The organism is Novosphingobium sp. (assembly GCF_030696665.1).
Classification (GTDB): Bacteria; Pseudomonadota; Alphaproteobacteria; order Sphingomonadales; family Sphingomonadaceae; genus Novosphingobium.
This window is the reverse complement of record NZ_JAUYRV010000040.1, coordinates 40,270-67,000: the sequence shown is the minus strand read 5'-3', so window position 1 is coordinate 67,000 and position 26,731 is coordinate 40,270. Positions and strand designations below refer to the sequence as shown.

General features: G+C 63.6%; 30 protein-coding genes. 1 reads left to right on the top strand and 29 read right to left on the bottom strand.

Translation table 11 applies throughout. The features are described 5' to 3' along the window. Positions 1–215 precede the first annotated feature (215 nt). The 18 genes from fliS to Q8R81_RS11065 are packed head-to-tail and all read right to left on the bottom strand — an operon-like array spanning position 216 to position 15,372. The gene (fliS, locus tag Q8R81_RS11150) at positions 216–599 is read right to left on the bottom strand and encodes a flagellar export chaperone FliS (RefSeq protein WP_305617806.1); all 384 of its coding nucleotides are present in this window, start codon (positions 597–599) and stop codon (positions 216–218) included. Further along, positions 599–2,035, bottom strand: coding sequence for a flagellar filament capping protein FliD (fliD, locus tag Q8R81_RS11145; RefSeq protein ID WP_305617804.1), 1,437 nt, complete (start codon positions 2,033–2,035; stop codon positions 599–601). The genes fliS and fliD overlap by 1 nt, the downstream gene beginning before the upstream one ends. A 5-nt stretch (positions 2,036–2,040) precedes the next feature. Beyond that, a complete protein-coding gene (locus Q8R81_RS11140; protein WP_305617802.1) occupies positions 2,041–3,204 on the bottom strand; it encodes a flagellar biosynthesis protein FlhB in 1,164 nt (387 codons plus the stop codon). Between the two features lie 13 nt (positions 3,205–3,217). After that, positions 3,218–4,000 (bottom strand): flagellar biosynthetic protein FliR, encoded by a 783-nt coding sequence (fliR, locus tag Q8R81_RS11135; protein ID WP_305617800.1) that lies wholly within the window; start codon positions 3,998–4,000, stop codon positions 3,218–3,220. 4 nt (positions 4,001–4,004) lie between these two features. Further along, complete coding sequence (fliQ, locus tag Q8R81_RS11130) at positions 4,005–4,277, bottom strand: flagellar biosynthesis protein FliQ (RefSeq protein WP_305617798.1); 273 nt, start codon at positions 4,275–4,277, stop codon at positions 4,005–4,007. Continuing rightward, complete coding sequence (fliP, locus tag Q8R81_RS11125) at positions 4,277–5,002, bottom strand: flagellar type III secretion system pore protein FliP (RefSeq protein WP_305617944.1); 726 nt, start codon at positions 5,000–5,002, stop codon at positions 4,277–4,279. The genes fliQ and fliP overlap by 1 nt, the downstream gene beginning before the upstream one ends. A 53-nt stretch (positions 5,003–5,055) precedes the next feature. Beyond that, the gene (locus Q8R81_RS11120) at positions 5,056–5,352 is read right to left on the bottom strand and encodes a flagellar biosynthetic protein FliO (protein ID WP_305617797.1); all 297 of its coding nucleotides are present in this window, start codon (positions 5,350–5,352) and stop codon (positions 5,056–5,058) included. Next, positions 5,352–5,669, bottom strand: coding sequence for a flagellar motor switch protein FliN (fliN, locus tag Q8R81_RS11115; RefSeq protein ID WP_305617795.1), 318 nt, complete (start codon positions 5,667–5,669; stop codon positions 5,352–5,354). Before fliN ends, Q8R81_RS11120 begins: the two co-directional genes overlap by 1 nt. Positions 5,670–5,688: 19 nt before the next feature. Beyond that, a complete protein-coding gene (locus Q8R81_RS11110) occupies positions 5,689–6,576 on the bottom strand; it encodes a FliM/FliN family flagellar motor switch protein (RefSeq protein WP_292626292.1) in 888 nt (295 codons plus the stop codon). Positions 6,577–6,610: 34 nt separating this feature from the next. Further along, complete coding sequence (fliL, locus tag Q8R81_RS11105; protein WP_305617793.1) at positions 6,611–7,213, bottom strand: flagellar basal body-associated protein FliL; 603 nt, start codon at positions 7,211–7,213, stop codon at positions 6,611–6,613. 42 nt (positions 7,214–7,255) lie between these two features. Then, positions 7,256–8,599, bottom strand: coding sequence for a hypothetical protein (locus Q8R81_RS11100; protein ID WP_305617791.1), 1,344 nt, complete (start codon positions 8,597–8,599; stop codon positions 7,256–7,258). Positions 8,600–8,632: 33 nt separating this feature from the next. Further along, positions 8,633–9,064 (bottom strand): hypothetical protein, encoded by a 432-nt coding sequence (locus Q8R81_RS11095; protein WP_292626299.1) that lies wholly within the window; start codon positions 9,062–9,064, stop codon positions 8,633–8,635. Then, on the bottom strand, positions 9,061–10,383 hold the full coding sequence (locus Q8R81_RS11090; RefSeq protein ID WP_305617789.1) for a FliI/YscN family ATPase: 1,323 nt from the start codon (positions 10,381–10,383) through the stop codon (positions 9,061–9,063). Before Q8R81_RS11090 ends, Q8R81_RS11095 begins: the two co-directional genes overlap by 4 nt. Beyond that, positions 10,377–11,003, bottom strand: a complete 627-nt coding sequence (locus tag Q8R81_RS11085) for a FliH/SctL family protein (protein ID WP_305617787.1) — start codon at positions 11,001–11,003, stop codon at positions 10,377–10,379. Before Q8R81_RS11085 ends, Q8R81_RS11090 begins: the two co-directional genes overlap by 7 nt. After that, a complete protein-coding gene (gene fliG / locus Q8R81_RS11080; RefSeq protein WP_371135356.1) occupies positions 10,996–12,027 on the bottom strand; it encodes a flagellar motor switch protein FliG in 1,032 nt (343 codons plus the stop codon). The genes Q8R81_RS11085 and fliG overlap by 8 nt, the downstream gene beginning before the upstream one ends. After that, on the bottom strand, positions 12,024–13,748 hold the full coding sequence (gene fliF / locus Q8R81_RS11075) for a flagellar basal-body MS-ring/collar protein FliF (protein WP_305617785.1): 1,725 nt from the start codon (positions 13,746–13,748) through the stop codon (positions 12,024–12,026). Before fliF ends, fliG begins: the two co-directional genes overlap by 4 nt. 5 nt (positions 13,749–13,753) lie before the next feature. Further along, positions 13,754–14,122, bottom strand: a complete 369-nt coding sequence (gene fliE, locus Q8R81_RS11070; RefSeq protein WP_305617783.1) for a flagellar hook-basal body complex protein FliE — start codon at positions 14,120–14,122, stop codon at positions 13,754–13,756. Continuing rightward, on the bottom strand, positions 14,119–15,372 hold the full coding sequence (locus Q8R81_RS11065; protein ID WP_305617781.1) for a sigma-54-dependent Fis family transcriptional regulator: 1,254 nt from the start codon (positions 15,370–15,372) through the stop codon (positions 14,119–14,121). The genes fliE and Q8R81_RS11065 overlap by 4 nt, the downstream gene beginning before the upstream one ends. A 237-nt stretch (positions 15,373–15,609) precedes the next feature. Between Q8R81_RS11065 and Q8R81_RS11060 the strand changes: the two genes are divergently transcribed. Next, complete coding sequence (locus Q8R81_RS11060) at positions 15,610–16,491, top strand: flagellin (RefSeq protein WP_305617779.1); 882 nt, start codon at positions 15,610–15,612, stop codon at positions 16,489–16,491. Between the two features lie 103 nt (positions 16,492–16,594). On the opposite strand, the gene Q8R81_RS11055 is transcribed toward Q8R81_RS11060, so the two are convergent. The 11 genes from Q8R81_RS11055 to Q8R81_RS11005 all read right to left on the bottom strand — a co-directional run bounded on the left by Q8R81_RS11055 (position 16,595) and on the right by Q8R81_RS11005 (position 26,730). Then, positions 16,595–17,995 carry a diguanylate cyclase domain-containing protein gene (locus Q8R81_RS11055; RefSeq protein ID WP_305617777.1) on the bottom strand — a complete coding sequence of 467 codons (1,401 nt, stop codon included), beginning with the start codon at positions 17,993–17,995 and terminating at the stop codon, positions 16,595–16,597. A gap of 103 nt (positions 17,996–18,098) precedes the next feature. Then, positions 18,099–18,938: a flagellar motor protein MotB gene (locus Q8R81_RS11050; RefSeq protein WP_305617775.1), complete on the bottom strand. Its 840-nt coding sequence runs from the start codon at positions 18,936–18,938 to the stop codon at positions 18,099–18,101. A gap of 12 nt (positions 18,939–18,950) precedes the next feature. Beyond that, complete coding sequence (gene motA / locus Q8R81_RS11045) at positions 18,951–19,814, bottom strand: flagellar motor stator protein MotA (protein WP_305617773.1); 864 nt, start codon at positions 19,812–19,814, stop codon at positions 18,951–18,953. A gap of 31 nt (positions 19,815–19,845) precedes the next feature. Then, positions 19,846–20,766 (bottom strand): flagellar biosynthesis protein FlgL, encoded by a 921-nt coding sequence (locus Q8R81_RS11040; RefSeq protein WP_305617771.1) that lies wholly within the window; start codon positions 20,764–20,766, stop codon positions 19,846–19,848. A gap of 17 nt (positions 20,767–20,783) precedes the next feature. Further along, on the bottom strand, positions 20,784–22,121 hold the full coding sequence (gene flgK, locus Q8R81_RS11035) for a flagellar hook-associated protein FlgK (RefSeq protein WP_305617769.1): 1,338 nt from the start codon (positions 22,119–22,121) through the stop codon (positions 20,784–20,786). Positions 22,122–22,124: 3 nt separating this feature from the next. Continuing rightward, the gene (locus Q8R81_RS11030; protein WP_305617767.1) at positions 22,125–22,451 is read right to left on the bottom strand and encodes a flagellar biosynthesis protein FlgJ; all 327 of its coding nucleotides are present in this window, start codon (positions 22,449–22,451) and stop codon (positions 22,125–22,127) included. After that, positions 22,448–23,545: a flagellar basal body P-ring protein FlgI gene (locus Q8R81_RS11025; protein ID WP_305617765.1), complete on the bottom strand. Its 1,098-nt coding sequence runs from the start codon at positions 23,543–23,545 to the stop codon at positions 22,448–22,450. Before Q8R81_RS11025 ends, Q8R81_RS11030 begins: the two co-directional genes overlap by 4 nt. Positions 23,546–23,560: 15 nt before the next feature. Further along, positions 23,561–24,301: a flagellar basal body L-ring protein FlgH gene (locus Q8R81_RS11020; RefSeq protein WP_305617763.1), complete on the bottom strand. Its 741-nt coding sequence runs from the start codon at positions 24,299–24,301 to the stop codon at positions 23,561–23,563. Positions 24,302–24,318: 17 nt separating this feature from the next. After that, positions 24,319–25,107 carry a flagellar basal-body rod protein FlgG gene (gene flgG, locus Q8R81_RS11015; RefSeq protein WP_305617761.1) on the bottom strand — a complete coding sequence of 263 codons (789 nt, stop codon included), beginning with the start codon at positions 25,105–25,107 and terminating at the stop codon, positions 24,319–24,321. Between the two features lie 22 nt (positions 25,108–25,129). Beyond that, complete coding sequence (locus Q8R81_RS11010; protein ID WP_305617759.1) at positions 25,130–25,876, bottom strand: flagellar basal body rod protein FlgF; 747 nt, start codon at positions 25,874–25,876, stop codon at positions 25,130–25,132. A 26-nt stretch (positions 25,877–25,902) separates the two neighbouring features. Then, complete coding sequence (locus Q8R81_RS11005) at positions 25,903–26,730, bottom strand: flagellar hook-basal body complex protein (RefSeq protein ID WP_305617757.1); 828 nt, start codon at positions 26,728–26,730, stop codon at positions 25,903–25,905. Position 26,731 lies beyond the last annotated feature (1 nt).

Genomic DNA, 26,731 nt, shown 5'->3' with positions numbered 1-26,731 from the left:
CATTCGCGCGGGTAGAAAGGAAGCCCGGAGCCTCATGCCGGCTCCGGGCTTTTTCTGTGTAAGGCGGGTGACGTTGAACGGGTCACTTCGTCACCCTGAACTTGTTTCAGGGTCCATTTATCCACCCACACTGTAGCTATTGTTGATAGATGGATGCTGAAACAAGTTCAGCATGACGATTTGGTAGCTGCAAATTGTTGCCGTCTTGAAGGCCCTTACGCAGCAATGCTGCGCAGCATAGCCTCGCGGATTTCGATGAAGTCCTGCCGGATCACTTTGAGCGTGGTGGGGTTGAACCGTGTCACGCAATCAAGGATCGCCCCGCGTGCGGACTGATAAAGCTGCACCAGCGCCTTGGCTGTAGGGTTCGACATATCGATACCCATTTGCAGTGCGGTAAGCGCGGAAATGGCGCGGGTGAGCGCGGCGCTCTTGGCCGAATTGTCACTGCGTTCCTGCGCGTGCAGCGCGCGGCCGATCGATCCGATAACCTGTTCAAGACACAGATCGACCAACTGGCCCGAATTCGCGCCTGAAACCCGCGCATCGAAATCGACGCGGCGGTAGGCTTCCGATGGATCATTGCGGTGATGCAGCATCAGTTGTCACTCCCGTTCCACGCGTCGATCTGGGCCTTCAGGAAGGACAGCGTCGATTGCGAATTGCTGACCCGCGTGTCCATCGAGGCGAAGCGCTGGACCAGCCGCTGGCGGAAGTCCTCCTGCTTCGTGGACAGCGTTTCGGTCTTCTCGGTCAGCGTCTTTTGCAGCGCGGTATAGCGCGTGATCGAACTGCCGAGAGAGGTGCCGCTGACCGCCGAGGCGGAGCGCGCGATCTTGTCGATGGAGGCATAAACGCCGTAAAGTCCGGTCGTCCACATCGCGCCCGCCTCATCAGGTGAATCCTGCAGCGTCTTGGCAAGGCGCGCAGTATCGAGGCTGAACGTGCCGTCGCGCTCGGTCTTCAGACCAAGGTCCGAGAACGTCGCAGGCGCACCGGTGGCGGCATTGGGCATGATCGTCGAACCGGCCAGCGTAATCAGCGATGTGCGCAGCGCGCGCGCGCCGGGATCATTGTTCAGATCGCCGCTGTCCTTGTTCATCGCGGCGTTCAACTGCGATGCCACCTCGTTCAGCGCAGCGACCAGATCGGTCATGGCGGTGGTGATACCGCTGGAGGGATCGCTGAAGTTGATCGTTGCGGGGTTGCCGATGTTGGTCGCGGTCAGCTTCAGGTTGAGGCCGGGCGCAACGTCGTTGGCGGTGTTGCTTTTTGACGTGTAGTCCACCCCGTCGAGCGTGAATGCTGCATCGGTTGCGGTGGATTTCAGGCGGGTGCCAACCGTGGCGGGCGTCCAGGCCAGATTGGCAAGGCCTTCCTCGCCGACGGTCTCGGTCGCCTCGATCTGAAAGCCGCTGGTCGCGCCTTCCTTGCCGCGCAGCACGATTTGCGCACCGGACGTGCCATTGGCGACATAGGCCGAAACCCCGGTGCCCGCAGCGTTGATGGCGGCAGCCACATCGGTCAGCGTCGCACCACTGGGGATGGCAATGTCGACCGCGTCCTGCGTGGTGTCAGCGTTGAAGGACGTGCCTGATACCGTGCCGAAGCGCAGCGTCAGTGTGCCCGATCCGACCGTGGACGTGGCCGAAGTGTAGGCGGGTGTCAGCAGCTTCTGCGAATTGGCCAAGCTGGACACTTCAAGGCTGTAGCTGCCGCTACCGGTGGCGGTGCCTTTGCTGACGGTGGCCACATTGGCGTTTGAAATGGACGGCTTCACCGCCAGATCGCCGGTGCGGATCAGCGAGCCGATGGATGAGGACAGCGTGCTCATCAGCGACTTGAGGTTCGACGCGCTGGAGATCTGTGCGGTCAGCTTCTCGTTTCTCGCCGCAAGCTGATCAATGCGGGTGGCGAACTGCGCGGCGGCAAGCTGCTCTGCCAGCTGCGCCGTGTTGATGCCGCTGCCTGCGCCCAGAGTCTGGACGATCTGGGCGGTTGCCGATGTCGATGCTGTGGCTGATGCGCTTTCCATAAGGACTAGAACGGCGGGGCGGCGGTGCGGTTAAGCTGCACAATCGCTTCAGGACGGCCTTCGGCATCGAACTGCATGTGGATGGGCAAATCGATCGACGGCAGTTGCGGATTGTCGCCCCGCTTCAAGGACATGACGAAGGCCAGCACCGAGGCGATGGCGGCATACAAATCCTCGCGGATCATCTGGTTTTCGCGCGTGGTGAAATAGACCGAGCGGGCGAGTGGCGGGATCTCGATGGTCGGCACGCCCAGTTCCGCGGCCAACTGGCGCATCGCCAACGCTTTCTCGCCACGCCCCTTTGCCAGCACCACCGGGGCAGGGGCAAGGTCGGGGTCATAGGTCAGCGCCACCGAGAAGTGCGTCGGGTTGGTGATGACGAACTGCGCCTTGGCCATCGCGCCCTGCATCGCGCCCATCGCCAGCTGGCGCTGCTTGTTGCGCACGGCGGCCTTGTTTTCGGGCGAGCCTTCGGATTCCTTGTGCTCGTCCTTGATCTCCTGCAGCGTCATGCGCAGGCGGAAGAAGCGGCGGATCCACAGGATCGGAAAGTCCAGCAGCGCGATGATGACCAGCCCCGCCGCCAGCGCAAAGGCCAGCGAGGTGATCGCGTCCCACGCCTGCACCAGCTGTCCGTGAATGTCGCCGTGGCCAAGGCCGATCAGCTTCGAAACCTCGCCCGAACCCCACCACCAGGCAATCGTGCCCATCAGCGCCAGCTTGGCCAGACCCTTGCCCAGCTCGATCCACCCTTGCGTGCCGAACATGCGCTTCAGCCCCGACATCGGGTTGATGCGCGATGCCTTCGGCGCAAGGTTGCCCATGTTCCAGCGGCCATCGGACAGGCCGATTTGCGCAAACACCGATGAAGCCAGCACGACAGCGCCCAGCACGAACACCGGCGGCAATACTGCCACCAACGCGCCGATCAGCAGCTTGTTCGGCGTGAAATCCTCAATCGCCGCGCGATCCAGCGTGAACGAGGCACGCAGCGTGTCCTGCAATGCATCGAACAGCCACGGCCCGGCAAACTTCAGCCACACCGCACCCACAGCCACGCCCACCGCCGTCGCCAGTTCCTTCGAGCGCAAGACGTCGCCGTTCTTGGCGGCGTCCTTTTTGCGCTTCTCTGTAGGGGCAAAGGACTTCTCGCCCTCCTGCTCGGCCATCGCAGCGCGCCCCCTATTGCGCGATCAACGCGGCGGCCTGGCCGACAGCGGTGGCGGAGATTTCCACCATCACGTCGGTCAGCATCGGCGCGGCGGCGATCATCGCGGCAAGGCCTGCCAGCACGCCCGCAGGCAAGCCCAGCGAGAACAGGTTGAGGCTGGGGGCAGAGCGGCTGATGATGCCCGTCGTCACCTGCACCAGCAGCAGGATCAGCGTGACCGGCAGCGCGATCAGCAGCGCGGTGACGAACATCTGCCCGGCAAACTGCGTGATCAGCTCCATCCGGCCCGGTGCGAGCCACGGCGTGCCCGGCGGGAACGTGGCGTAGCTATCGACCAGCAGCGCAATCCAGTTGAGATGCGCCCCGGTGCCCAGAAAGATCACCGTCAGCACCACCGCGAAATACTGCCCCATTGCGGGCGAACTTGCGCCGCTGACGGGATCGGCGGTGGTGGCGATGGACATACCCATGCCGCCGCCGATGATTTCCGCAGCCAGCGTCGGCGCGGCGAACGAGAGCTGCAACGCAAACCCGATGGCCAGGCCGATCACCACTTCGTTGGCAGTCGCCAGCAAGCCGTTCACCGACAGCAAGGCAGGCGGCGCGGCCATTGGCGTCCACGCGCAGATCAGCAGCGCAATCGCTCCGGTCACGATCACGCGCACCTGCGGCGGCACTGTTGCTGCACCAAACAGGGGCGCAGCAAACATCGCCGCGCCAATCCGCGTCATCACGAACATCCAGCGCCAGAAATCGGCCTCAAGCGCGCCAAAACCGAAGTTGAGTTGCAGCACTGCGCTATTTGCCTGTCATCGCTATCTGCTCGAAGATTTCCTTGGTGAAATCCCCGATCAGGCCAAGCATGGCCGACCCAAACAGCACGAGCACCAGCGCAGTAATCGCCAGCTTGGGCACGAACGTCAGCGTCTGCTCGTTCACCGATGTGGCGGCCTGAATGACGCCGACGACCAAGCCGACCGCAAGCGATGCGAGCAGTACGGGCGCCGCCACCAGCGCGGTGATCCACAGCATCCGGTCTGCCAGCGAGAGGAGGGAGGCGGTGTCGTCCATCATCCGAAACTCGCCGCAAGGCTGCCCATCAGCAGCGCCCAGCCATCGACCAGCACGAACAGCAACAGCTTGAACGGCAAAGAAACAATCGTCGGGCTCATCATCATCATGCCAAGGCTCATCAGCACGGATGAGACGACGAGATCGATCACCAGAAATGGCAGGAACAGCATGAAGCCGATCTGGAAAGCGGTCTTCAGTTCACTCGTAACGAAGGCCGGCAGCAGGATCGAATAGGGCACGTCCGCCGTGCTGGCAAAGCGCGGGGCCTTGGCCATATCGGCAAACATGCGCAGGTCCGTCTCGCGCGTCTGGCGGATCATGAAGCCGTGAAATTCACGCCCGCCTGCCGCCAGCGCCTGCTCCGCGCCGATCTGGCCGCTGGCATAAGGCTGGATCGCATTGGCGTTCACCTTGTCGAGCGTCGGCCCCATGATGAACAGCGAAAGGAACAGCGAAAGACCGATCAGCACCTGATTGGGCGGTGATTGCTGCAGGCCCATCGCCTGACGGAGGATGGACAGCACGATCAGCACACGGGTAAAGCTGGTCATCATCAGCACCAGCGAGGGCAGGATCGTCAGCAGCCCCATGATGAGCAGGAGCTGCAACGAAAGCGACAGCGAACCGCCGCTCTGTGCGCCTGCCATCTGGCCGAACGCGCGGTCAAGCGCGCCCGAAAGGGCCGCAGGTTCCTGTGTGGGAGCCGGACCTACCGCCGCCATCGCGTGATGCGGCAGCAGGACCAACGCGGTCGTCAGTGTGGCAAAAAGGCGCTTCACTGCACTTCCTCCGATTCAACCTTTGGCACGTCAGTCTTTTCACGCGCGGGCGCTTCGGCCAGCCGCACAAGTCCATTCTTCCCCGCCGAGACGAGAATTTCGCGCCCGTGGAATTCCAGCACCGCCAGCCGCAGCGTGGGGGAAAGCATCTGCGTTTCGATGATCCGCACCGATTTCGGCGCATTGCCGCCCATGAAGCGGCCTTCCATGCGCTTGGCGAATTTCAGGCTGGCCCAGATCAGTCCGCCGATCAGCGGCAGCAGGACCAGCAGCTTCAGCACATACCAGAACATCAGGCGTCATCCCCCTTGGTGGCTCTGGGGGCTTTCTTCTCGGGCGATGCGGCAGCAGGTTCCTCGCTATCGGACCCCGCCAGTTCCACGATGCGCAGGCCAAAGCGGTCACCCTGCGCCACCACTTCGCCACGCGCGATCAGCTTGCCGTTGACCATCACATCGAGCAGTTCGTCGGTCATCCTGTCGAGCATCACGACGGATTCTTCGGACAGGCCAAGCACGTCCTTCAGCTTCATGGCTGTGCGGCCGAGTTCAACTGTCAGGCGGACATCGACATCCTTGAGGAAATCAAAACCGCGGGGCTGGAAGGTCATGGGGTCTTTGCCTCTTTATTCAGGAAAGGTGGGAAATCTGGATGGCGACACGGTCTTCGAGTGCGCCAATCGAGCCGTGGGCATAAGTCTTGTCGCCCACCACCAGCGGCACGCTGCGCGCGATGGGCACGGGCAGCACCTGCCCCACCTGCAACCGCGAGATCGTGGCCAGCGGCAGGCGCATATCCACCAGCACCGCGGTCATATCGATCGGCATATCGGCAAAGGGGGCATCGGTGGCCTTGGCCGGGCCGCGCGGCGCCTTGGCCGGGCGTTTGCCTTCGCCATGCGCAAACATCTGGCCCAGCGTGTCCATCGGGAACGCGATGGAAATGACCCAGGGCATGCGGCCCTGTTCCAGCACGTTGAGCGTCAGCGCAGCCACTGGCGTGCTGCCCGGCATCGCCTGAAGCTGCGCCAGGCTGGCATCGCGGCGCACCGCGCGGATGGCACCGCAACTGCCGCCCAGCGCCACGGCAAGGCAGGTGGCGATAAGCTGTTCGATCCGCCCGATCATCAGTTCGGCCGAAAGCGGGAACTCCTTGGGCAGTGATCCGGGCGTATCGCCGGGGCCGCCAAAGGCACGATCCACCAGCCGCAGCACGCTTTCGCCCTCGATGCTGACCATGAACGGGCCGCTGCCAATCTGCATCAGGCTGTTGGCGGCAAGGCGCGGGATTTCCGAACAGAAATCCTCGAAATCGGTCTTCATTGGCTTGGCCGGATTGATCTGCGGCTCCGCCCCGCCCAGCAGTGGCGACAATGCGCCGCGCACAGCCTTGGCCAGACGCTCGCTCATCCGCGCCAGCGCTGGGACAAGTTCAGACGTGTCCGGGCCGGGGCGCAGCAAGGCCGGATCGTGCTGGGCAAGGGCACGTTCGGCAACAAAGGCGCGTTCTGGTTTCATGGGTACGGTTGGCCTCAGGTGGCAATCGGGGTTTTTACTGGACGATGAAGGACTTGAAGTAGACGTTCTCGACCCCGCCAAAGCCCTCGTTCTCGGTCAGGACTTTGTTGATCGTGTTGGTCATCCGCTTTTGAAAACGCGCTTTGCCTTCGGGGCTGACCACTTCTTCTTCCGGCGTGTCGGCAATGGCGATCAGCAGGGCAGAACGGATCGCCAGTTCATGCTTCTTCATCCACAGCACCACGCGGTAATCGCGGCGGGTAGAGGCCGAGATATTGACCTGCAGCAGCGCGTCGGAATCGCGCAGGTTCGATGTGAAATCGTCGGGGAAGTTGTAGTAGATGGTGCGGAATTCGCTGCCGCCGTCGCCATCGGTATCGGCACCGCCCGCTTCACCTTCACCTTCCTTGGCGGCAGGGGCAAAGGGATCTTCCTCGCCCTTGCGGATCAGCTTGGGGTTGTTGTCCACCTTGATGACCTCATGCGGACCGCCGCCGCCGATCACGCCAGCGGCCACCAGCCCGAACACGCCGCCCGCGCCTGCGCCCAACAGCGCAATCGCACCGACGACCTTGATCATCATGCCGCCGCCCTTTTTCTTCTTGGGCTTTTCTTCCTTGTCGCCTTTGTCGCTCATGGTCTGTCTCTCAGAATGGGGAAGTCAGGATCAGGCCCAAAATCAGGCATAGATGCCGCTGTCGCCGGTCTTGTCGGCTGGATCTTCGCGGCGAGTGGATGTTTGCGCGCTGGCGGCCATGCGGGCATCGGTGCGCGCGTTCTGCTGCTGGCCCTGCTGCTGACGTTGGGCGTTGGCGTCGCTCGCCTGCGCGCGCGCATCAGCCTGTGATTGCTGGCTTTGCGATGGGTTCTGGCCGCGCGTGTCCGCCGATGTCGCAGCGGCTTCGCTGCTGGCGTTGACCGCGCGGGCAAAGCCGGGATCGGCGGCGCTCATCGCCACGGACAGGCCAGCATCGGTGCTGTCAAAGCGCATGGAGACGCGCCCGAAATCGGTGTTGGTCACCGCCACGTTGATTGATCGCGGCGATGCGTCTTCGCGTGCGCGGTTGAGCGTGTCGACCAGCGTGGCAAAGTCGATGCGCTCGGCCTTGGCTTCGCTGCGGGTGGTTGTGGCAACCGGCTGAGCATCGACGGCGAGCGGCGCATCGGTGATGACGGCGCTCGGAAGGGCGGCTTCTGCAAGCTGTGGCTTGATGGTTTCGGTGGCAGCTGGTGCGACCTTGCGCGGGGCTGAATCGCCGGGCGTGGCGGTCTGCGTGTCTGCCTCCGCTGCGGCAGGCACAGAGCGCTCAGTCTGCGTTGCAGACGGCACCGTTGACGCTGACGTTAGCGGTGCTGTGGGCGGTGCCTCGCCTTCCGATGCTTGCGCTACTATCGGGGTCGATGCTTTCACAGCCGAGGAAGCGACGCGCGGCGACGCGTTTTTCGGCGTCGCCGGGATCAGCTCGATTTGCGCGCTGTTGGCAATGGCAGCGGCGATAGCAGTGGGGGCAGAGGGGGGTGAGGCGCTGCCCGGTGCGGTGGCAAGTGCGGTGCTGGGCGTGGCAGCCGGGGCGGCGGTTGGTGGTTCGGGCACAACCGGGGCCAGCCTGTCAGGCGCGCCAAAGATTGCGGCGAACAGGGCAATGTCGGGCTGGGGTGCAACTTCGGCTGCGGAAGTCGCTGTTTCGTCGGGAACTTCGGGCAGCGCGTCTGCCGGCGCATCGGCCTCACCACTGCGGGTAGGCACCGGACTCGCCGCTGCGGCTTTCATCAGCATCGCTTGGGGCAAGGGCGTTTGCGATTGGGCGGCAACCATGTTTGCCGCATCCGGCAAAGTCTTGCCGCTTTCCGGCAAAAGAGCGGTTGCCGTTTGTGTCGTTGCTGCCTGTAGCGCTAGCAGTGCATCAAAACTGGGGGAGGGCGCGCCGCTGCCCGGTTCTGCCGGAACGCCTGCGTTTTCCAGCGGTGCGGCGAGCCCCGGGGTCAGGGCTGTCTGCAGGGAAAAGGCAGAGATTTCGGGCATTGCAAGGGTCTCCGGCGGTTGCGTTAACCCTGTCTATTCAAGACCCGTGCCAGATGGCTTCTTGCCGGTGACAGGAATTGTGCCTGCGGCAATTTTCCGTGCGATCAGGCGCTCCTGCGCCTCGGCCCGCTCTTCCACCGCGGCGCGGCGGCGTTCGGCGGCGGCGGCTTCCTGCGCCTTGGCATCGGCAATGCGCTTGGCCGTTTCGGCATCGGCGCGGGTGCCGGTGGTGATGCGGTCCAGCCCGGCGATGAAGTGCCGCAATTGCTGCAGCCCGTGGGCATCGCGTGCATCGGTGCGGGCGGAATAGTCGGCGGACAGGCGGCTGGTACGCTCTACCAGTCCCTGCAACTGCGCCAGTGTGCCTTCGGCCTTGCCTGCCTCGGCCAGCGCGGTCTGGCGGGCGATGTCGCGGATGCGCTCCAGCCGCTTGAGCCGGGCGAGCCGCGCGCGTTCGGCCTTCACGGCCCGATCAATTGCGTCAGCGCGGCAACGCTGGGTGCCATCGGCACGATCTCACGCTGCGGCTGGCTGATGAAGCCGGTCAGCGCTTCATGCATGGTAATCGCACGGTCAAGCTGCGGGTCCGCGCCGGATCGGTAAGCGCCCATCAGCACCAGATCGCGGTTCGCCTCGTAACTCGCCACCAGCGCACGGAAAGTCCGGGCGGCTTTCTGGTGTTCGGGCGCGGTAATGTCGTTCATCACGCGGCTTAGCGATGCGGCGATGTCGATGGCGGGATATTGCCCCCGCTGTGCCAGATCGCGCGACAGCACGATATGCCCATCAAGGATCGAGCGGGCGGTATCGACCACCGGATCGTCCTGGTTGTCGCCATCGGCCAGCACGGTGTAAAGGCCCGTCACCGAACCCCCGCTCTGCGCCGAATTGCCAGCGCGCTCCACCAGCTTGGTGATCGTGGCCAGCGCCGAGGGCGGATAGCCGCGCGCCGCGCCGGGTTCGCCCAGCAACAGCGCGATTTCGCGGCCTGCGTGGGCCACGCGCGTCAGGCTGTCCATGATGAGCAGCACGTTCTTGCCCTGCGCGCGGAAATACTCGGCCAAGGCGGTGGCCATCATTGCGCCACGGATGCGCAGGTTCGGCGCGTGGTCGGCAGGCACGGCGACGATGACCGAACGTTCGCGCTTGGCTCCCTGCATGTGCCGTTCAACAAAATCAGACACTTCGCGCGCGCGTTCGCCAATCAGGCCCACAATCACGATCTCGGCCTCGGCCCCATGCGCGATCATGTCGAGCAGCACCGATTTGCCCACGCCGGACCCCGCCATGATGCCGATGCGCTGGCCTACGCCGAAGGTGGTCAGCGCATTGAGCGCGCGCACACCGGTATCGAAACTGACGCGCACGGGTGAGCGATCCAGCGCGGCGGAGCGCACCCCGCCCGCAGGCCATTCGCGGCGACTGTTGATGGGGCCGCGCCCGTCGATGGGTTTGCCCTCGCCATCCACCGCGCGGCCCAAGAACGCCTCGCCTACCGGGACCATGCCGGGGCGGCCTTCGGGACGGACCTTTGCGCCGGGGCGCAGCAGCACGGGATCGCCAAGCAGCATCATCAAGGTGCGTCCATTGCGGAACCCGATGGTCTCGGCGGTGAGCGAGCCAGACCCGTGCGCGATGCGGCATTGCGTGCCGATGGGCACGGAAAGCCCTGAAACTTCAAGCATTCCGCCATCGCAGGCGGCCAACAGGCCATAGCGCGGCGGGGTGAAATCCGGCTCGCACAGCGCCATGCCATCCAGCAGCGGTTCGATAAAGTTCAGCATTGCCGCAGCGCTTCCACGATGGACAAGCGCCACTGCTCCGGCCCGTTCTCAACCCCGCCAATCGCGCCTTCGACCCGCACCGCGCCGCGTTCCAGCGATGCGTCGGGTTCGAAGTGCCAGTCCTCGGGCAGGCGCGCAGCGATCAGCGCAAGGTCTTCAGGATGAAGGCGAATTACGCGTGCATCTTCGGCACGTGCGAGCATCGCGGCGGCGACTTCGACGCGGCGGGTGAGGCCTTCGGGGTCAAGCGCGGCGGGGGCGATGGCGGACTCGCACAAGGCGATGACAGTTTCGCGCAAGCGGTCTTTCAGATCGGACTGCATCGCGGCGTCGAGGCGCGATAATGACAGCTCGATCTTGCTCCGCGCGGCTTCCTGTTCGGCGATGATTTGCGCTGCTGCTTCCTGCGCTTCACCCATGCCGCGCGCGTATCCTTCGGCCCATGCTTCAGCCACGGGATCAGGCACTTCGGTGTCGTCTGGTGCGTCTTGGTGCGCGCTAGGTGCATCTAGGTGCACTTCAGGAATCACCAGATCGCGGAAGAAACGGCGGTCCCGGGCAAAGCCTGCGGACATGTGTCCGAGGTCCGCCAAGGACACCGCTCTAAGCCTGTCAGACATAGTCATCATCGCCCGCGCCGAACACGATCACGCCCTCGGCGGCGAGGCGGCGGGCGGCGGTGATCATGGCTTTTTGGGCTTCGATCACTTCGGCCATCTTCATGCGGCCACGCGCGTTGATTTCATCGCGGATGCCATCGGCGGCACGTGCGGACATCGAGCGGAAGAACGGTTCGCGCAGTTCCTCGGCAATGCCCTTGAGCGCGGCGATCAGCGCATCGCTGTCCACCTCGCGCAGCAGTGCGCCCATCGATTTGTCGTCGAGCACATAAAGGTGTTCGAACTTGAACATCTCGTTCTCGATGGCCTTGGCCAGCTGGCGGTCCTGCTTGGCGATTTCGGGCATGACGCGCTTTTCGACCGTGCGGGCCGAGGCGTTGATGATGTCTGCCGCTTCGCGCGGGCCACCCATCTTGAGCGCAGCCGATCCGTGGCATTCGGCGATGCGTCGGTCGAGGATTTCCTCAAGCATCGCAATGGCTTCGGGCGCGACCGGGCCGAGCGAGGCGATGCGGTGGACGACCTGGCCCTGAATCTCGTCGGCCAGCCCGTGCAGCACGGCGGCGGCCACTTCGGGATCGAGTTGGACCAGCAGGACGGCAATCGCTTGCGGGTGTTCATCGCGGATCAGCGGCACGATCACTTGCGGCGTGAGCCAGCGGGCGAGTTCGATGGTGGGGGTTTGCGAAGGATCATCGGGCGCGATGCGCTGCATCAGGCTGTCTGCCTTCACTTCGCCCACCGCGCGCGTCATCAGCGAGCGCACTTGCCCCACGCGATCATGCGCGATCAGGCCGAGCCGTTCGGTCTTTTCAACAAAACCCGCGATGGCTTGCGCGATGGCGACCGGGCCGATTTCGCCCAGCGCGCACATCTTTTCGCCCAGCAGGCGCAGTTCGGCGGGTTCCAGTTGCGACAGGATGTGGGCCGCCTGATCGTCTTCCAGCAGCATCACCATGACAGCGGCGCGTTCGGGATCGGAGATCTGCGGTCCATCGGCGATGATTTCGCTCATCTCGCTCATGCGGCACCTTCCTCTTCAGGCTCTTTGAGCATCTGTTTCAGCGCAACCAGCGCGTTGTCGGGCTTTTCAACCACGAGGCGCTGGGCCAGGCTGACTTGCCGGGCGAGCGCTTCGGCATCGACCACGCCGGTCTCCGGGTCTTGCGCAGGCTGGATGGCAGCGGCGACTTCCTGCGCGGTGACTGGCGGGGTTTCGTTCGCGTCTTCAGAGGCTTCGTCATCCTCATCAGCATCGTCGTCCTCGGCAGCCTCGCCCTTCTTGCGCTTCTTTTTCTTGGCCTTGGCGTCATCATCGGCCTTGGCCGGTTCGCGCTTGAATGCCTTGATCAGCGGACGCACGCCGAGCAGCAGGACGAGCAGAACGGACAGCAGCGCCACGCCATTGCGCAGGATCGTGGCGAACCACGGGGTTTCCCAGAAGGGCGCAGGTTCCACCACCACAGGCTTGAACGCGCGCACCGCCACAGCCACCTGATCGCCGCGCGCGGTGTCTGCGCCGACGGCAGCGCTGATCAGTTGCTTGATCTGTTCGATTTCGGCAGGCTTGGCCTTGGCCATCATCTCCGCACTGAGCGCCACGGCGACGGAGAGGCGGCGGACTTTGCCCGGTGTCTTGTTCGATACGGCAACTTCGCGGCCCAATTCATAGGTCTTTGCCGAGCTGGACTCTGTGTTCTGCGGCGTTGGGGCGGCGGCGGTGGGCGGTGTGCCTGCCGGTGCGCCCGGTTGAGCGACAGTGGCGGGCGGCGGCGTGTTGGCCGTGACTCCGGGCACGCCTTGCGCCGTGGCGGCATTGGCCTGCTGCGAGGCGGTTTGCGTTTCCTGCCGGACCACGCCTTCCTTGTCGTAAGACTCGCGCGCCGAGGTGACCTGATCCATGTCGAGATCGACCTGGATTTCGGACGAGAAATTGCCATCGCCCAGCATCGGGGTGAGCAGTTGCGCGATCTGCTGGCGCAGTTTTTCTTCCATGCGCTGCTGCAGTTCGAGCCGGTCACCATCGACGCCACCGGCTTCTGACAGCAGGCGGCCATGCTGATCGACCACGCGCACGGCATCGATCGAAAGCCCCGGCACCGATCCGGCGACGAGGTTGACGATGGCGCGGACCTGGCTGTCGGACAGTTGCCGCCCGTTTTTCAGCTTGGTCATCACCGAGGCAGTGGGGGCGATGTTATCACGCACGAAGACCGACTTCTCCGGCTCGGCCAGATGGACGCGGACCGATTCCACGCCGTCGATCTCCATGATCGTCAGTTCCAGTTCCCGCTCGCGCGCGGCTTTCAGGCGCTGGCCTTCAAGGCCACGGCTGGCGCCCATCGGCAGCTTGTCGAGCATCTGCATGCCGGTTTCGGGCGTAGCGATGGCGCCATCAGAGGCAGCGGCCATGCGCGCTTTATAGAGGTCATCCTCGCCAACGGTGACTGCGCCAGTGCCGCTGTCGATCTGATAGGGGATGGCAGCCTTTTCCAGACTGGCGATCACTTCGGCGCGTTCGCCATCGGACAGCTGGCTGTAGAGCATGCGCTGCGGGGCAGGCGACATGGCCATCCACACCACGGCGGAAAGGCCCGCAGCCGAAACGCCTGCGAACCACGGCAGCATGCGCCGCACGGGTGGGAGTGACAGGAATGCTTTCGCCCGCGTGGCGGGGCTGCCGCCAGCGGGATCGCTTAACGTGCTGAGCATCGAAGGGGATGCGGGATCGGCTAGGTCGGCCATTTAGATCACACTCCCATCCGCATGATGTCTTGATAGGCGTTCAGCAATTTGTTGCGGACCTGCAGCGTGGCTTCGAACGCGACGCTCGATTCCTGCCGCGCCAGCATGACCTTGGCGACATCGACCACTTCGCCCTTTTCATAGGCCGCGCTCATCGCGCTGGCGTTCTGCTGGGTGGCGTTGACGGTATCGAGCGCGCCTTTCAGACTGTCGGTGAAGGAGCCTGCGGGGCCGGATGTGGCCTGCGCGCCTTGCGTGGCGTCGGGCGCTTTGACCTGCTGGAGCAGTTGCGAGCGCTCCATGATCTGCTGACGCAGGGCCATGATGTCCTGAATGCCGGAGGCGCGTCCTCCGATGCCTGAGATGCCGCTCATCGCCGGCCACCCACGGCAATACCGGCTTCACGGAAGCTGGCGAGGCGATAGCGCAGGGTGCGTTCTGAGATGCCGAGCTGGCGTGCGGCGGCGACGCGGCTGCCGTTGCAGGCCTCAAGCGTGGAGATGATGGCGCGGGCTTCTGACATCTGCACGATGTTCGAAAGCTTTGCGTCTGACGTTTCTGGCGCGGCTACGGGTGCGCTGACAAGGCGGGTCGTGCGGTCAAACGCGATGTGTTCCGGCCCGATCATCGGGGCGTTGCCAGCGAGGACCAGCGCGCGGCGGACCACGTTTTCCAGTTCGCGCACGTTGCCCGGCCAGCTGTGTGCGGCAAGCATGGACAGTGCCGCGTCCGAAATCCACGGTGCGGTGGCGGCGTGGCGCAGCGCCATTGCGAAAGCGAGCGGGGCAATATCGTCGGGCCGTACACACAGCGGGCGCAGGGCGAGGGGGAAGACGTTGAGGCGGTAGAACAAGTCAGCACGGAAGCGGCCTTCCTCTACTTCCAGCGGCAGATCGCGGTTGGCGCAGGCGATGACGCGCACGTCCACCTTGATCGGCTGGGTTGCGCCCAAGGGCACCACTTCACCTTCCTGAAGCGCGCGCAGCAGCTTTGCCTGCAGCGACAGCGGCATTTCGGCGATTTCATCGAGCAGCAGGGTGCCGCCGTTGGCCGCGCGGAAGAAACCTTCGCTGGCGGCGTTCGCGCCGGTGAAGGAACCCTTCTGGTGGCCGAACAGCAAAGCTTCGAGCATGGCTTCGGGCATGGCGGCGCAATTGATGGCGATGAACGGCTTGTCCTTGCGGGCCGAGCGTTCGTGGATGAAGCGGCTGAGCACTTCCTTGCCGGTGCCGGTGGGGCCGTTGATCAGGACGGGGATGTCGCTGGCGGCGATACGCTCAGCCAAGGCGAGGACGGACAGGCTTTCAGGATCTGCGGCAATCGGTGCGCCGGGGCGGGCGGCACAGGCCAGCAGCGCGGCAAGGGCAGCCTCGCCCGCACCATCGGCATAGCGCACGGTGGCGATGCGGCTGCCGCTTTGCCGTTCGATCTGGGGCACAGTTGCGCGTTCCAGCAGCACGATCTGCTTGCGCGGGGGCATGGTTGCGCCTTCGAAAGCATCGGCCAACAGGGCTTCACCTTCCGCGCCATAGCTCGAAAGCACCGATGCCGCGCGCTGCACCAGCGCTGCGTGGGCTTTTGAAGCCGCTTCGGTGAACTGCAGAATTCCGCAATCGCGAATCATTTTGAAACCCCTGTTAACCATCAAGTCCGTGACGCATCTTTCGCGCGTAACCGGCAAACAGGTTGAAACTTTAAGGGGGCGGGAAACCCCTAGGGCCAATACCTAGGGGCGGCAGTCTTTTGCCGGGGGGTGGCTTAAAACCGGCTGCACTTTGCCGGTCTTTGTCTCGACAGCCGCGTCGATCCTTCTGGCCCGGCAGTCCTTTCGGGAACACATTACCCAACCGGAGACTGAACAATGGCCGTTATCAACACCAACATCAGCGCCATCAAGGCAACCAATTCCTCGAACAGCGCCAACAAGATGCTCGGCACCGCAATGGAGCGCCTTTCGACCGGCAAGCGCATCAACAGCGCCAAGGACGACGCAGCTGGCCTTGCCATCGCCACCACCATGACCGCACAGATCAAGGGCATGAGCCAGGGCGTGCGCAACGCCAACGACGGCATCAGCCTTGCCCAGACCGCAGAAGGCGCTCTGAACGAAGTCAGCAACATGCTGCAGCGCGTTCGTGAACTGGCTGTGCAGTCGAAGTCTGCCACGTACCAGCAGTCTGACCGCGATGCGATGCAGTCGGAAGTCGGCAACCTCAATGCCCAGATCTCGGACGTGCTGAACAACACCAAGTTCAACGGCAACGCCGTGTTCGCCGTGACTCCTGCTGCACCTGCAGCCGACGGTTCGGACGATGCCACGTTTGAAATCCAGACCGGTGCGAACACCGCCGATACGGTTACCATCGTCAGCAAGGCGTTTGACGGCACCAAGATCTTTGGCGGCACGGACACGACCTACGACCCGGCTTCGACCACACAGGCGCTTGACGTTTCGTCGGTTACCGATGCCTCGACCACGATCGACAACGTCGATGATGCGCTGGCAAACGTGAACGCGACCCGTGCAACGCTGGGTGCAGGCCAGAACCGCCTGGAATCGGCGGTGAACAACCTGAACGACAACATCACCAACCTGTCGGACGCCCGCAGCCGCATCGAAGACACCGACTATTCGGCAGAAACGACGCAGATGGCAAAGGCACAGATCCTTTCGCAGGCATCGACCGCGATGATCGCACAGGCCAACCAGAGCCAGCAGAACGTGCTGTCGCTGCTGCGTTAAGCCACAGAACAGACGCTTACAGAAACGATTGGCGCCCGTCTCCACCGGGCGCTGGTCAAATTGCCCGGCGGCCCTTTCCCAAGGCCGCCGGGTTTTTCTGCGTTCAGGCGGCCAAAGGTTTATCTATGCAGAAGGAGCCGCGCTCTTGTGCTTTGGCGCGGTAAAGTGCGCGGTCTGCGCGTTGCAGCAGATCGTGGCGGTTGTCGGTTGGGCCAATAAGTTCGGAACAGCCGATTGTGGCGGAAACGGTGAAGTCTCCGGCTGTGGACTTTCTTGGGAATCGCAATTGCTCTGCCAGTTGCGCGGCGATTTCGGGGAGCCGGGCGATAAGGCCCGGATCGGTCAGGACCAGCGCAAATTCATCACCGCCAAGGCGCGCCGCCAGTGAATCGTTGAGCCAGGGCGAGCGCAGCACCAATGCCACGGCGCGAAGGAGATCATCGCCAGCGGCGTGGCCCAGCGTATCGTTGACCTGCTTGAAATGGTCGAGATCAATCAGCATCAGGGCAAGACGTTCGCGCGAGATCTTTGCCTTGTCGACGCAGGAATCGATGTAGGACACGAACTTGTGCCTGCTGGCGATCAGCGTGACCTCATCGGTATTGGCACGTTTGGAAAGCTCTGTGATCGACCGGTGCCGTTCGGTCACGTCTTGCAACACGCCGATCAGGGCCACGACGCGGCCTTCCTCCAGTTCAGGCTCGCCAATCGTGCGCACGCGCTTTGCCGTGCCGTTGGCCGCGACAAAATCCAGCTCAAGATCAAAGCATGTGCCCGACTGGGCCGCCGCATCGAGCGCAGCCTTAAGCCGTTGGCGATCGGTGGGTGGATAGTATGACAGCGCATCGTCGAGCGCTTCGGTTTCGGTAACCGGAACACGGTGAATGTCGTAGATGCCTTCTGACCAGATCGCCCGGCCAGTGCCCAGATCGAGCCGCCAGCAACCGATGGAGGTCAGCCGCTCTGCCTGCCGGAACTGGCGCTGGGCGCGTTCCTTTTCAGCCAACATGGCCTTGAGCAGCACGGCGTCTTCAGACAGGGCGATGCTGGAGAGGCGCGATTGCAGCATGGCTTCGACGCCGCGTGCGAAGGAAATGAGCCGCGCGCTGTCGGCGGCGGTGAAGGCGCGGGGCTTGGAATCAATGACGCAGAACGCGCCTATCCCGGTGGCCGGGGCATCGGGGTGCGGACGCAGGCGCAGCGGCGCGCCGGCATAGAAGCGGATGTTGGGATCGCCGGTGACCAGCGGATTTTCGCGGAACCGGGCGTCGAGGTGCGTATCGGGCACGACCAGCAGGCTGTCTTGCGCCACGGCGATGCGGCAGAAGGACTGCTCTATCGGGGTCTGCTCTGCCGCAATGCCGCGCCGCACAAGGAACCGCTGGCAATCTGTATCGAGCGCCGAAACAATCGCCATCGGGCAATCGAACAGCACACTGCCTGCCTCGACCAGATCGGCGAGGCCTTCATCCCGGGCTTCGAGCAGATTATCAAGCAGGTACACGCGACGACTCCGATCCGGCTTTGCAAAACCAGATGCGCGCGTGGAAGTTAACGATTTCGTAAGGGTGCGACGAAGCGTTTGAGAAATAGGCTTTTTCGGACGTTCACCCTGTCAGCAGGATCGACATGCGGCGGTTGCGGGGGTCTGCCGGATCGTTCTGGATCAGCGGTTCGCGGTCGGCCACGCCTTCGATGCGGCGGAAGCGAGGTTCGGCGATGCCCTGGCGAGTCAGCGCCTGACGGGTGGATTCAGCGCGGCCGGCCGAAAGCGACCAGTTGTTGGCCACACCGTTTTTCCAAGGCAGCGAATCCGTGTGGCCGCGCACGGTGATCTGCATGGGTTCCGTTGCAATAGCCTGGCCGATGGCGCGCAGCAGTTCGGCAGCGTCGGGCGTCAGCACCGTGGTGCCGATCAGGAACATCGAGAAATCGGCATCATCGACCAGATCGAGGCGCACGCCGTCGGCGGTTTCGGAGATGCGAACCTGCCGCGCCAGCTTGCGCAGCTTTTCCGATTGGGCGAGCTTTTGCGCGATCTTTTCCTTCATCGCTTGCGTGCGCTTGGTCTTGCCGCCGCCTTCCTTGGGGCCGCCGGTGGCATCGCGCGGGACGGTGAGGGTTTTGTTGCCGGTCTGCCCGGCGCGGTGTGGGTAATCGTCCACATCGGTGAGCGAGGAGCCGCCCAGCACGCCAGAGCCGCCCGCGCTGCCCTGCCGTACTTTCACAAGGGTGGGTGTGAAGTAATCGGCAATGCCCTTGCGCTGCTTTTCGGTGGTAGCACCCAGCAGCCACATCAGCAGGAAGAACGCCATCATTGCGGTCACAAAGTCGGCATATGCAACCTTCCACGCGCCGCCGTGATGGCCACCTGCAACAATGGTGATCTTCTTGACGATGATCGGTTTGGGCGGCTCGATTTTGCCTTTTGCGGGTGCTTTGGCCATGATTCAGGTATCCTAGCGCCCGCGCAGGGCATCAAGGAGTTCTGACAGACCGGGGCGATAGGCGTGGCCGAGGCCAGAGCGGGCGCTTTCAACGACCAGTGGCTGCGGCCAACCGTGCAAGGATGCGATGATCACCTGCTTGACCGCCTGATAGATCATCTCGTCCTGTTCAAGCACCTGCTTGAGGCGGCCTGCGATAGGGCCGACGATGCCATAGGCGAGCAGAATGCCAAGGAACGTGCCGACCAGTGCCGAGCCGATCATGCCGCCCAGGATCGATGGTGGCTTGTCGATGGAACCCATCGTCTTGACCACGCCAAGCACGGCGGCGACGATGCCCAACGCGGGAAGCGCGTCGGCAAGGCCCTGAATGGCGTGTTGCGCTTCGTGCTCTTCGTGGAAGTGCGTTTTCATTGCGTGGTCCATCACGTCTTCCACCGCGTGAACCTCAAGCGTGCCGGAGGACACGACGATCAGCGTCAGCGTGTCACAGATCAGCGAGGTGAGCGCGTGGTTGGCGACAAGACGCGGATATTCGGCGAAGATCGGCGAGTTCTTGGGGTCTGTGACATGGCTTTCCAGCGCGACCGGACCATCGCTGCGCAGGATCTTCATGAGCTTGGTGCACAGCACGATGGCGTCTACGTGATCCTGCTTGTTGTGCTTTGGCCCTTTGAACGCCTTGCCAAAGCCGCCGCCGAGGCCCTTCAATTCGTGCATCGAGTTGCCGGTGACGATTGCACCCACAGCCGCGCCGCCGATGATCAGCATTTCGTGCGGCAATGCGTGCAGCACGGGACCAAGATCGCCCCCGGTGATGGCAAAGCCGCCAAACACCATTGCGAGCAGAATGACGATACCGATGGCTACGAACATGAAATGCTATCCCGGTCTGGCAGAACTGCGATCAACGCAGCACGCTGAACAGTGAAAGGTTGGCAAGCTTGGAAAAGCTGGCCTGGCTGGCTTCGAGCACGAGCATGGTGTTTTGCAGCCGCGCGATGGATTCTGTGAGATCTGCGCCGCCCACCTCGGTCTTTTCCGTAGTGCGCTGTTCGGACAGCGCGGTGCGGCGATCAGTGTTGAGATCGATCCAGTTGAGCCGCGAGCCGACCACGGTTTGCGCGGTGGTGATGGCGTTGAGGCCATCGCCCAGCGCGGCGAGCGCGCCATTGGCGGCTGCTGCACCGCCAGTGCCGCTGGTCAGCGCGTCGGCAAGAGTCTTGGTGATGGTGAGCAGATCGACGCTGGCCCCGCCAGACTGGAATTGCAGGAATTCCGGGCCGGTCAGCCCGCGCGAAACAGCCTGACCGCCGCCGAGCGAGATGGTGCCCGCCTGTCCGGTGCCGATGTAAGAAGCGTTCCCGGCGGCATCGAGCGTATAGGCATCGCCTGCACTTTCGCCCCCGAACAGGGCATTGCCCGCGCCATCGCGGGTGTTGGCCAATGAAACGAGATTTTCGCGGATCTGCGCCACTTCCTCACCGATTCCGGCGCGCTGGCTGTCACTGAGCGTGGCTGACGCGGCTTGCGTGGCAAGTTCCTGAAGCCGTGTGACGAAGCTGGTCATCTGCGACATGGCATTGTCAGTCAGCGTAAGGTCAGTCGTGGCGCGATTGGTGGCGGTGGTGTCGATTGCGTCGAACACATCGGCCCGGGCGAGCTGGCGCAGGCGCGAGGCGGCGACGGGATCGTCGGAAGAGCGTTGGAGGCGCTGCCCGCTCGACATTTCGGCCTGCGTCTCTTCGGCCTGGCTGCGCAGGGCGTTGAGATTCATCAGCGAGCGTTCATAGAACGCAGCGGTTGAAGTGCCGAAGATCGTGCTCATGGCTGATTACCTGCCGTTCATCTGATGGCGAGAAGAGTGTCAAAGATATCGGATGCTACCTGCATGACCTTTCCAGACGCCTGAAAGGCCTGCTGGAATCTTACTAGGTTGACCGCTTCCTGATCGAGGTCGACGCCCGATTGCGCCGAAAGAGCGACCTTGGCGGTATCGGCGATGGTCTCAAGCGCACCCAATGTGACATTGCGGCCGGCAAGCGTGCCTGAAACGTCGAACAGGATAGCGTCCATCGTGCCAGCGGGATCAACTCCGGCCAGCGCGGTGCGGATGGCAGTGAGGTTCGATGCATCGCGGCTGCGCGGGGCGCTGCCCGCAGGCGCGGTGGCGATCTTGCGACCGTCGGTTGCCACCAGCGTGAGCGTGGCCATGCTGTTGCCCGAAAATATCGCTGTGCCGGAGTTGCCATCCAGATCGTCGCCACCGGTTTGCGCGGCGTTGACATCGGTCACCATGTTATCGACCAGCGTGTCGAGATCGGCCTTGAGCTGGGCGTTCTTGGTGAGCGCAAGCTGCTGTCCGGCCATCGACCCACCGGCAAGGGTGAGCGGGGTGCCACCGACATCGAAGCTGATCGTGCCATCGGCAGCTGTGGCCATGCTGACACTGGCGGCACTGTTGCCAACGACCAGATCGCTGCCGCTGGCTCCGCCGATCTTGACCGCGACTTGCCCGTCAGTGCCGAAAGTGGTGGCGATGTTGCTATAAGTGCTGAGCTGTTCGAGCAGCGTATCGCGCTGATCGAGCAGGGCGGTCTGATCGCTGCTGGCATCGGATGCGCGGGCAAGGCGGGTGTTGGTCCGTGCCAGTTCCTGCGCGATGCGGTTGACCTGCGTCACGCCATCGCCCGCAAGGAAGCGCATGCCTTCGCCCGCTGCGTCCATTTCCTGTCCGGCGATCTGGAAGGTGCCGACCATCGTGCGAGCCTTTTCGATCACCGATGCGCGCAGAGAGGTATCGACGGGGTCTTGTGTCAGCTGTTGCAGCGAGGATTCAAAATCGATGATCGCTTCGAACACGCCCGATTGTTCGATGGCGGATTCAATGTTCTGGAGCGCCGTTACCTCGGCGCTGGCGCGGGCGACGTCTGATCCGGTGCGGCGCACTTCGGCCTGGCGAAAGGCATCGGCATTGCGCACGATGCCATCAAGCCGGACGCCCGAGAGCGACAAGTCACCAATACGGTTTGCGCCGCCGGTCTGCGCCACTTCGCGGAAGTTGGCAGAGCGGCGGACGTAGCCAGTAGACGAGGCGTTGGCGATGTTCTGCGCGGTCAGATCAAGGCCGATCTTGGCCGCCTGAACGCCACTGCGCGCGATGGAAAGGAGGTCTGACGCCATGACTTACTTCGCCTCCTTTGGCGTGGTGGCTGCCGTGGGATCTGCGGGAAGCAGCGCGGCAAGGTGGCGTTCGATCTGCGCGGCAAGGCCAAGCGCGCCCGATTGCGAGGCGATTTCCGCAAAGCGTTCATCGCGCATCTGCACGAACGTCTCGTCCATCTTGCCGAACACGTCATCACCGCCGAAATCGACAGAGCGGGCAGCGGTGAGCATCTGGCGCAGGAAGATTGCCTCGAACTGCTTGGCAGCGCCCGCTAGCTTCTCGCGGTCGGTCGCCGTGACGGGCGTGAGCGAGAGCGAAGGCGCAGATGTGGTGGAAATCGCGGTCATATCACCACCATCTCGGCCTTGAGCGCGCCCGCCTGCTTCAGTGCTTCGAGGATGGCCACGAGGTCTGACGGGCTGGTACCGAGCTTGTTCAGCGCATCGACCAGCGAGGACAGCGAAGCGCCGGGTTTGAACATGGCGACCTTGGCTTCCTTTTCCTCGACGTTGATGTCGCTGCTGGGCGTGATTGCGGTCTGGCCCCGGCTGAAGGCGTTTGGCTGCGAGACTTGCGGCTTTTCATCGATCTTCACGACAAGGCGGCCGTGGCTGATCGCGGCGGGCGAGAGGCGCACCGCGCTGTTGATCACGACCGTGCCGGTGCGGCTGTTGATGATCACGCGGGCCGGGGTCTCAGCAGGCGTGATGTCGAGCATTTCGATCGCGGCCATCGTTGTTGCGCGGGCATCGGCTCCTGCGGGCAGGCGCAGCGCGAGCGTGACGCCGTCCTCGATGGTGGCGGACTGCGGGAACTGGCCATTGATCGCATCGCGCACGCGTTGGGCGGTGAGAAAGTCTGCTTCGAACAGGTTCCAGCGCAGCACTTCGCCGCTGTCAAACCCGGTGGCAACCGCGCGTTCGACGCTCGCCCCTTCGGCAATGCGGCCGACGGTGGGGACATTGACGGTCAGCTGCGACCCATCTCGCGCGGTGATGCCAAGGCCACCGACGGCGAGGTTGCCTTGTGCCATCGCATAGATCTGTCCGTCCGCGCCATAGAGCGGCATCATGACCAGCGCGCCACCGCGCAAGGACTTGGCCTTGCCGATGGTCGAGACGGTAATGTCGATACGTTGGCCGGGCTTGGCAAAGGCGGGGAGTTCGGCGGTGACGAGCACGGCGGCGGCGTTCTTCAGCCCGGGTGAGATGCCTGCGGGCAGTTGCACGCCAAGGCGGCCTGCGGTGCCGCGCATCGCCTGAGTCAGGTATTCAAGGTTGTCGTCACCCGTGCCCGCAAGGCCGACAACGATGCCGTAGCCCGTGAGCTGGTTGGCGCGCACGCCCTGAAACTCGCCGAGATCGCGCACGCGCTCTGCCAATGCCGGGGAAGGCACGAGGGCCGCGAGGCTGAGCAGCAGGGGGACTAGGAACCGGACCATGATCGTCAGCACTCTTTAAAAGGGCGAAATTGCGTTGAAGAACTTGCTCAACCAACCTTCGCGGCTGGCGCGGCCGACCGACCCGTTTCCGGCGTATTCGATGCGCGCATCCGCGATCTGGGTGGAAAGCACGCGGTTTTCCTGATCGATGTCGCCAAGGCGCACGATGCCGGAAAACTGCACCCATTCCTGACCCTGGCTCAGCAGCATACGCTTTTCCCCCCGGACAAATGCCGTACCGTTGGCCCGCACTTCGGCGATGGTCACCACGACCTCGCCGGCCAGCGAACTGGTTTGCGAGGCGTTGCCCTGTCCATTGAACGACGATCCGCCCGAAGCATTAAGGGCGTTGGGGTTGAGGAATGACAGCGGCCCGGCCGTGGGTGGGGTGACCGAGAACTGGCCCTGCTTCTGCGTTTTGGCTCCGGCGGTCTTGGCGGTGGTCATGGATTCGACCAGCATCACGCGCAAGGTATCGCCCAGAGCATGAGCGCGGCGGCCTTCGACAAAGCCGATGTAGCCGGTGCTGGCGTTGAAGATCGACCCGGCGGTGGGTGGCGCGGGCTGAACCGCGACCGGTGGGGCAAGGACGGGTTCGAAGCCCTTCTTGGGCTTGGCGGCAGAGGCGGGATCGACGAACCATGCCAGCGCTGCGGCGACAATCGCGCCGACCACAAGCCCGCGCGGCGGCCCTGCGCGGCGGCGGGGTGCGTCCTTGCGGTTAAGCGTGAAGTGGCGGTCAAACGGGGTTTCCATCGGGGTTTCCATCTGGATCAAAGGGTCTGGTTGGCGTTCTGGAGCATTTCGTCGACAGCCGAGATCATCTTGGAATTGATCTCGTAGGCGCGCTGGGTCTCGATCATGTCGACCAGTTCCTCGACGACGTTGACGTTGGAGCCTTCGAGGTAACCCTGACGGATGTTGCCGCGGCCAAGCTCTCCGGCCACGCCGACCTGCGCTGCGCCGGATGCGGCGGTTTCCTGCAGGAAGTTGTCACCCATCGAGCGCAGGCCGCCGGGATTGGCGAAGCTGGCAATGGTGATCTGGCCAAGGCCCGCAGGTTCGGCCTGTCCGTCGATCGTGGCAGAGACGGTGCCGTCCTGCGAAATGGTGATGGCGCTGGCACCTTCTGGAATGGTGATGGCGGGGTTGAGCGGATAGCCCTGTGCCGTCACCAGCACGCCTTCGGCAGAGCGCGAGAAATTGCCCGCGCGGGTATAGCCGAGCTGTCCGCCGGGCATGGTCACCTGAAAATAGCCATCGCCATCAAGGGCGAGGTCGAGCGCATTGCTGGTGACCTGCAGTGTGCCCTGACTGTCGATGCGGGTGGTGGCCTGCACGGCCACGCCGGTGCCGAGGTTCAGCCCGGTGGCAAAGGCGGTTTCGTTCGAGGATTGCTGCCCGGCCACGCGCGCGTCCTGATAGGCGAGCGTGGCAAAGTTGGCGCGATCGCGCTTGAAGCCGGTGGTGCCGACGTTGGCAAGGTTGTTGGCGATCACGCGCATGCGCGTGTCCTGCGCTTCGAGACCGGTGCGGGCGACGTGGAGAGCGGAACTGGGCATCGGGGTTCAAACCTTTCGGATATCAGGTAATGCGCATCAGCGAGGCGCTGGATTCATCGATCTCTCGCGCCTGGCTGACGACTTTGGTGCGCATGTCGAACAGGCGCTGCGCCTCGACCATTTCGACAAGGATGCGGGTGGGATCGACGTTGGACTGTTCGAGGCTGCCGACCATGAGCTTGGCTTCCTCGTCCTGCGGGAGGACGCCGCCTTCCTGCCCGGCCACGCGGAACAGGCCGTCGAGGCCCTTGTCGATCTTCGTGCCGACGGTGGAGGCAATCTTGATGCGGCCGACCTGCTGGGGCGGAGCTTCGGGCGTTTCGGGATTGGCGACGCTGACCCCGCCATCCGGCGAAAGCGTGACCTTCGAGCCGAGCGGCACGGTGATCGGGCCGTTCTCCCCAATCACCGGACGACCATCGCCGTTTTCCAGCACGCCGCCCGCGCTGACCGTCAGGTCGCCGCGCCGGGTGTAGACTTCGGTGCCGTCTTCGGCCTGCACGCTGAGCATGGTGTCTCCCGTCAGCGCCACGTCGAGCGGCTTGCCGGTGGAGATCAGCGTGCCCTGCTTCATCGAAGCGCCGCGCACTTCGCCCTCGGTCATCGAACGCGCTTCGAGGCTGGGGCCTTTGAGCGTCATGGGGGTGGCGTTGAGCAGTTCGGCGCGAAAGCCGATGGTTTGCGCGTTGGCCATGTTGCTGGCGATCACGCGCTGACGCACGGTCGATCCGACCATGCCGGAATAGGCGGTGTAGATCAGGCGGTCCATGCGTCAGGCTCCGGTCACGTCAAGGATCAGCTGCGCAGCTGGATCACGGTTTGCGAAATCTGGGTGGCGGTATCGATGGCCTTGGCGTTCGCCTGGAAATTGCGCTGGGCGGTGATCAGGCCGACAAGTTCCTCGGCAATGTCCACGTTCGAACGTTCAAGCGCGCCCGACAGCAGCGATCCATACTGGCCGGTGCTGGGCTGGCCGTAATTTGCAGCGCCTGAGATGCCTGTGGCGACCCAGTTGGACGAGCCGATCTGCTTCAAACCCTGCGGTGCGATGAAGCTGGCCAGCGCAATCTTGCCGATGACGAGGTTCGAGCCATCGGCATAAGAAGCGGTTACCGCGCCATCATCGCCGACACTGATCCCGGCGAACTCGATCGGATTGCCTGCACCATCAACGCCATTGGTGGCCGGGATCAGCGCGTCGGTGGGGGTGGTGGAGGTGATTGCACCGGCGGCGTCGGTCGGGAACACCTGCAAGCGGTTGTTTGATCCATCGCTGACGAAGCCCGAACCATCCACTGTCATGCTGCCGTTGCGGGTGTAGAGCGTTTCTTGCGTGATGACATTCTTGGTGGTGAAAAAGCCATCGCCGTTGATGGCCAGATCCAGTGCGGAACCGGTCTGCTCCACAGGGCCAAGCGCGAAATTCTGCGAGACGCTTTCGACCGCTGCGCCGATGCCGACGGTCAGCTTGGGATTGGAGAAGGCGCTGCCGACCACGATGTCGGCAAAATCGGTGCGGCTCTTCTTGAAGCCGTTGGTTTCGGCATTGGCGATGTTGTGGCTGATCACGCCAAGGTCGGTCTGGGCGTTCTTGAGGCCGTTCAGGGAGGTGTAGAAGGACATT

Coding starts and splice junctions, on each gene's coding strand:
- fliS (WP_305617806.1), bottom strand. CDS start 599: ATGCTGCATCACCGCAATGATCCATCGGAAGCCTACCGCCGCGTCGAT.
- fliD (WP_305617804.1), bottom strand. CDS start 2,035: ATGGAAAGCGCATCAGCCACAGCATCGACATCGGCAACCGCCCAGATC.
- Q8R81_RS11140 (WP_305617802.1), bottom strand. CDS start 3,204: ATGGCCGAGCAGGAGGGCGAGAAGTCCTTTGCCCCTACAGAGAAGCGC.
- fliQ (WP_305617798.1), bottom strand. CDS start 4,277: ATGGACGACACCGCCTCCCTCCTCTCGCTGGCAGACCGGATGCTGTGG.
- fliP (WP_305617944.1), bottom strand. CDS start 5,002: ATGGCGGCGGTAGGTCCGGCTCCCACACAGGAACCTGCGGCCCTTTCG.
- Q8R81_RS11120 (WP_305617797.1), bottom strand. CDS start 5,352: ATGTTCTGGTATGTGCTGAAGCTGCTGGTCCTGCTGCCGCTGATCGGC.
- fliN (WP_305617795.1), bottom strand. CDS start 5,669: ATGACCTTCCAGCCCCGCGGTTTTGATTTCCTCAAGGATGTCGATGTC.
- Q8R81_RS11110 (WP_292626292.1), bottom strand. CDS start 6,576: ATGAAACCAGAACGCGCCTTTGTTGCCGAACGTGCCCTTGCCCAGCAC.
- fliL (WP_305617793.1), bottom strand. CDS start 7,213: ATGAGCGACAAAGGCGACAAGGAAGAAAAGCCCAAGAAGAAAAAGGGC.
- Q8R81_RS11100 (WP_305617791.1), bottom strand. CDS start 8,599: ATGCCCGAAATCTCTGCCTTTTCCCTGCAGACAGCCCTGACCCCGGGG.
- Q8R81_RS11090 (WP_305617789.1), bottom strand. CDS start 10,383: ATGCTGAACTTTATCGAACCGCTGCTGGATGGCATGGCGCTGTGCGAG.
- Q8R81_RS11085 (WP_305617787.1), bottom strand. CDS start 11,003: ATGTCTGACAGGCTTAGAGCGGTGTCCTTGGCGGACCTCGGACACATG.
- fliG (WP_371135356.1), bottom strand. CDS start 12,027: ATGAGCGAGATGAGCGAAATCATCGCCGATGGACCGCAGATCTCCGAT.
- fliF (WP_305617785.1), bottom strand. CDS start 13,748: ATGGCCGACCTAGCCGATCCCGCATCCCCTTCGATGCTCAGCACGTTA.
- fliE (WP_305617783.1), bottom strand. CDS start 14,122: ATGAGCGGCATCTCAGGCATCGGAGGACGCGCCTCCGGCATTCAGGAC.
- Q8R81_RS11065 (WP_305617781.1), bottom strand. CDS start 15,372: ATGATTCGCGATTGCGGAATTCTGCAGTTCACCGAAGCGGCTTCAAAA.
- Q8R81_RS11060 (WP_305617779.1), top strand. CDS start 15,610: ATGGCCGTTATCAACACCAACATCAGCGCCATCAAGGCAACCAATTCC.
- Q8R81_RS11050 (WP_305617775.1), bottom strand. CDS start 18,938: ATGGCCAAAGCACCCGCAAAAGGCAAAATCGAGCCGCCCAAACCGATC.
- motA (WP_305617773.1), bottom strand. CDS start 19,814: ATGTTCGTAGCCATCGGTATCGTCATTCTGCTCGCAATGGTGTTTGGC.
- Q8R81_RS11040 (WP_305617771.1), bottom strand. CDS start 20,766: ATGAGCACGATCTTCGGCACTTCAACCGCTGCGTTCTATGAACGCTCG.
- flgK (WP_305617769.1), bottom strand. CDS start 22,121: ATGGCGTCAGACCTCCTTTCCATCGCGCGCAGTGGCGTTCAGGCGGCC.
- Q8R81_RS11030 (WP_305617767.1), bottom strand. CDS start 22,451: ATGACCGCGATTTCCACCACATCTGCGCCTTCGCTCTCGCTCACGCCC.
- Q8R81_RS11025 (WP_305617765.1), bottom strand. CDS start 23,545: ATGGTCCGGTTCCTAGTCCCCCTGCTGCTCAGCCTCGCGGCCCTCGTG.
- Q8R81_RS11020 (WP_305617763.1), bottom strand. CDS start 24,301: ATGGAAACCCCGTTTGACCGCCACTTCACGCTTAACCGCAAGGACGCA.
- flgG (WP_305617761.1), bottom strand. CDS start 25,107: ATGCCCAGTTCCGCTCTCCACGTCGCCCGCACCGGTCTCGAAGCGCAG.
- Q8R81_RS11010 (WP_305617759.1), bottom strand. CDS start 25,876: ATGGACCGCCTGATCTACACCGCCTATTCCGGCATGGTCGGATCGACC.
- Q8R81_RS11005 (WP_305617757.1), bottom strand. CDS start 26,730: ATGTCCTTCTACACCTCCCTGAACGGCCTCAAGAACGCCCAGACCGAC.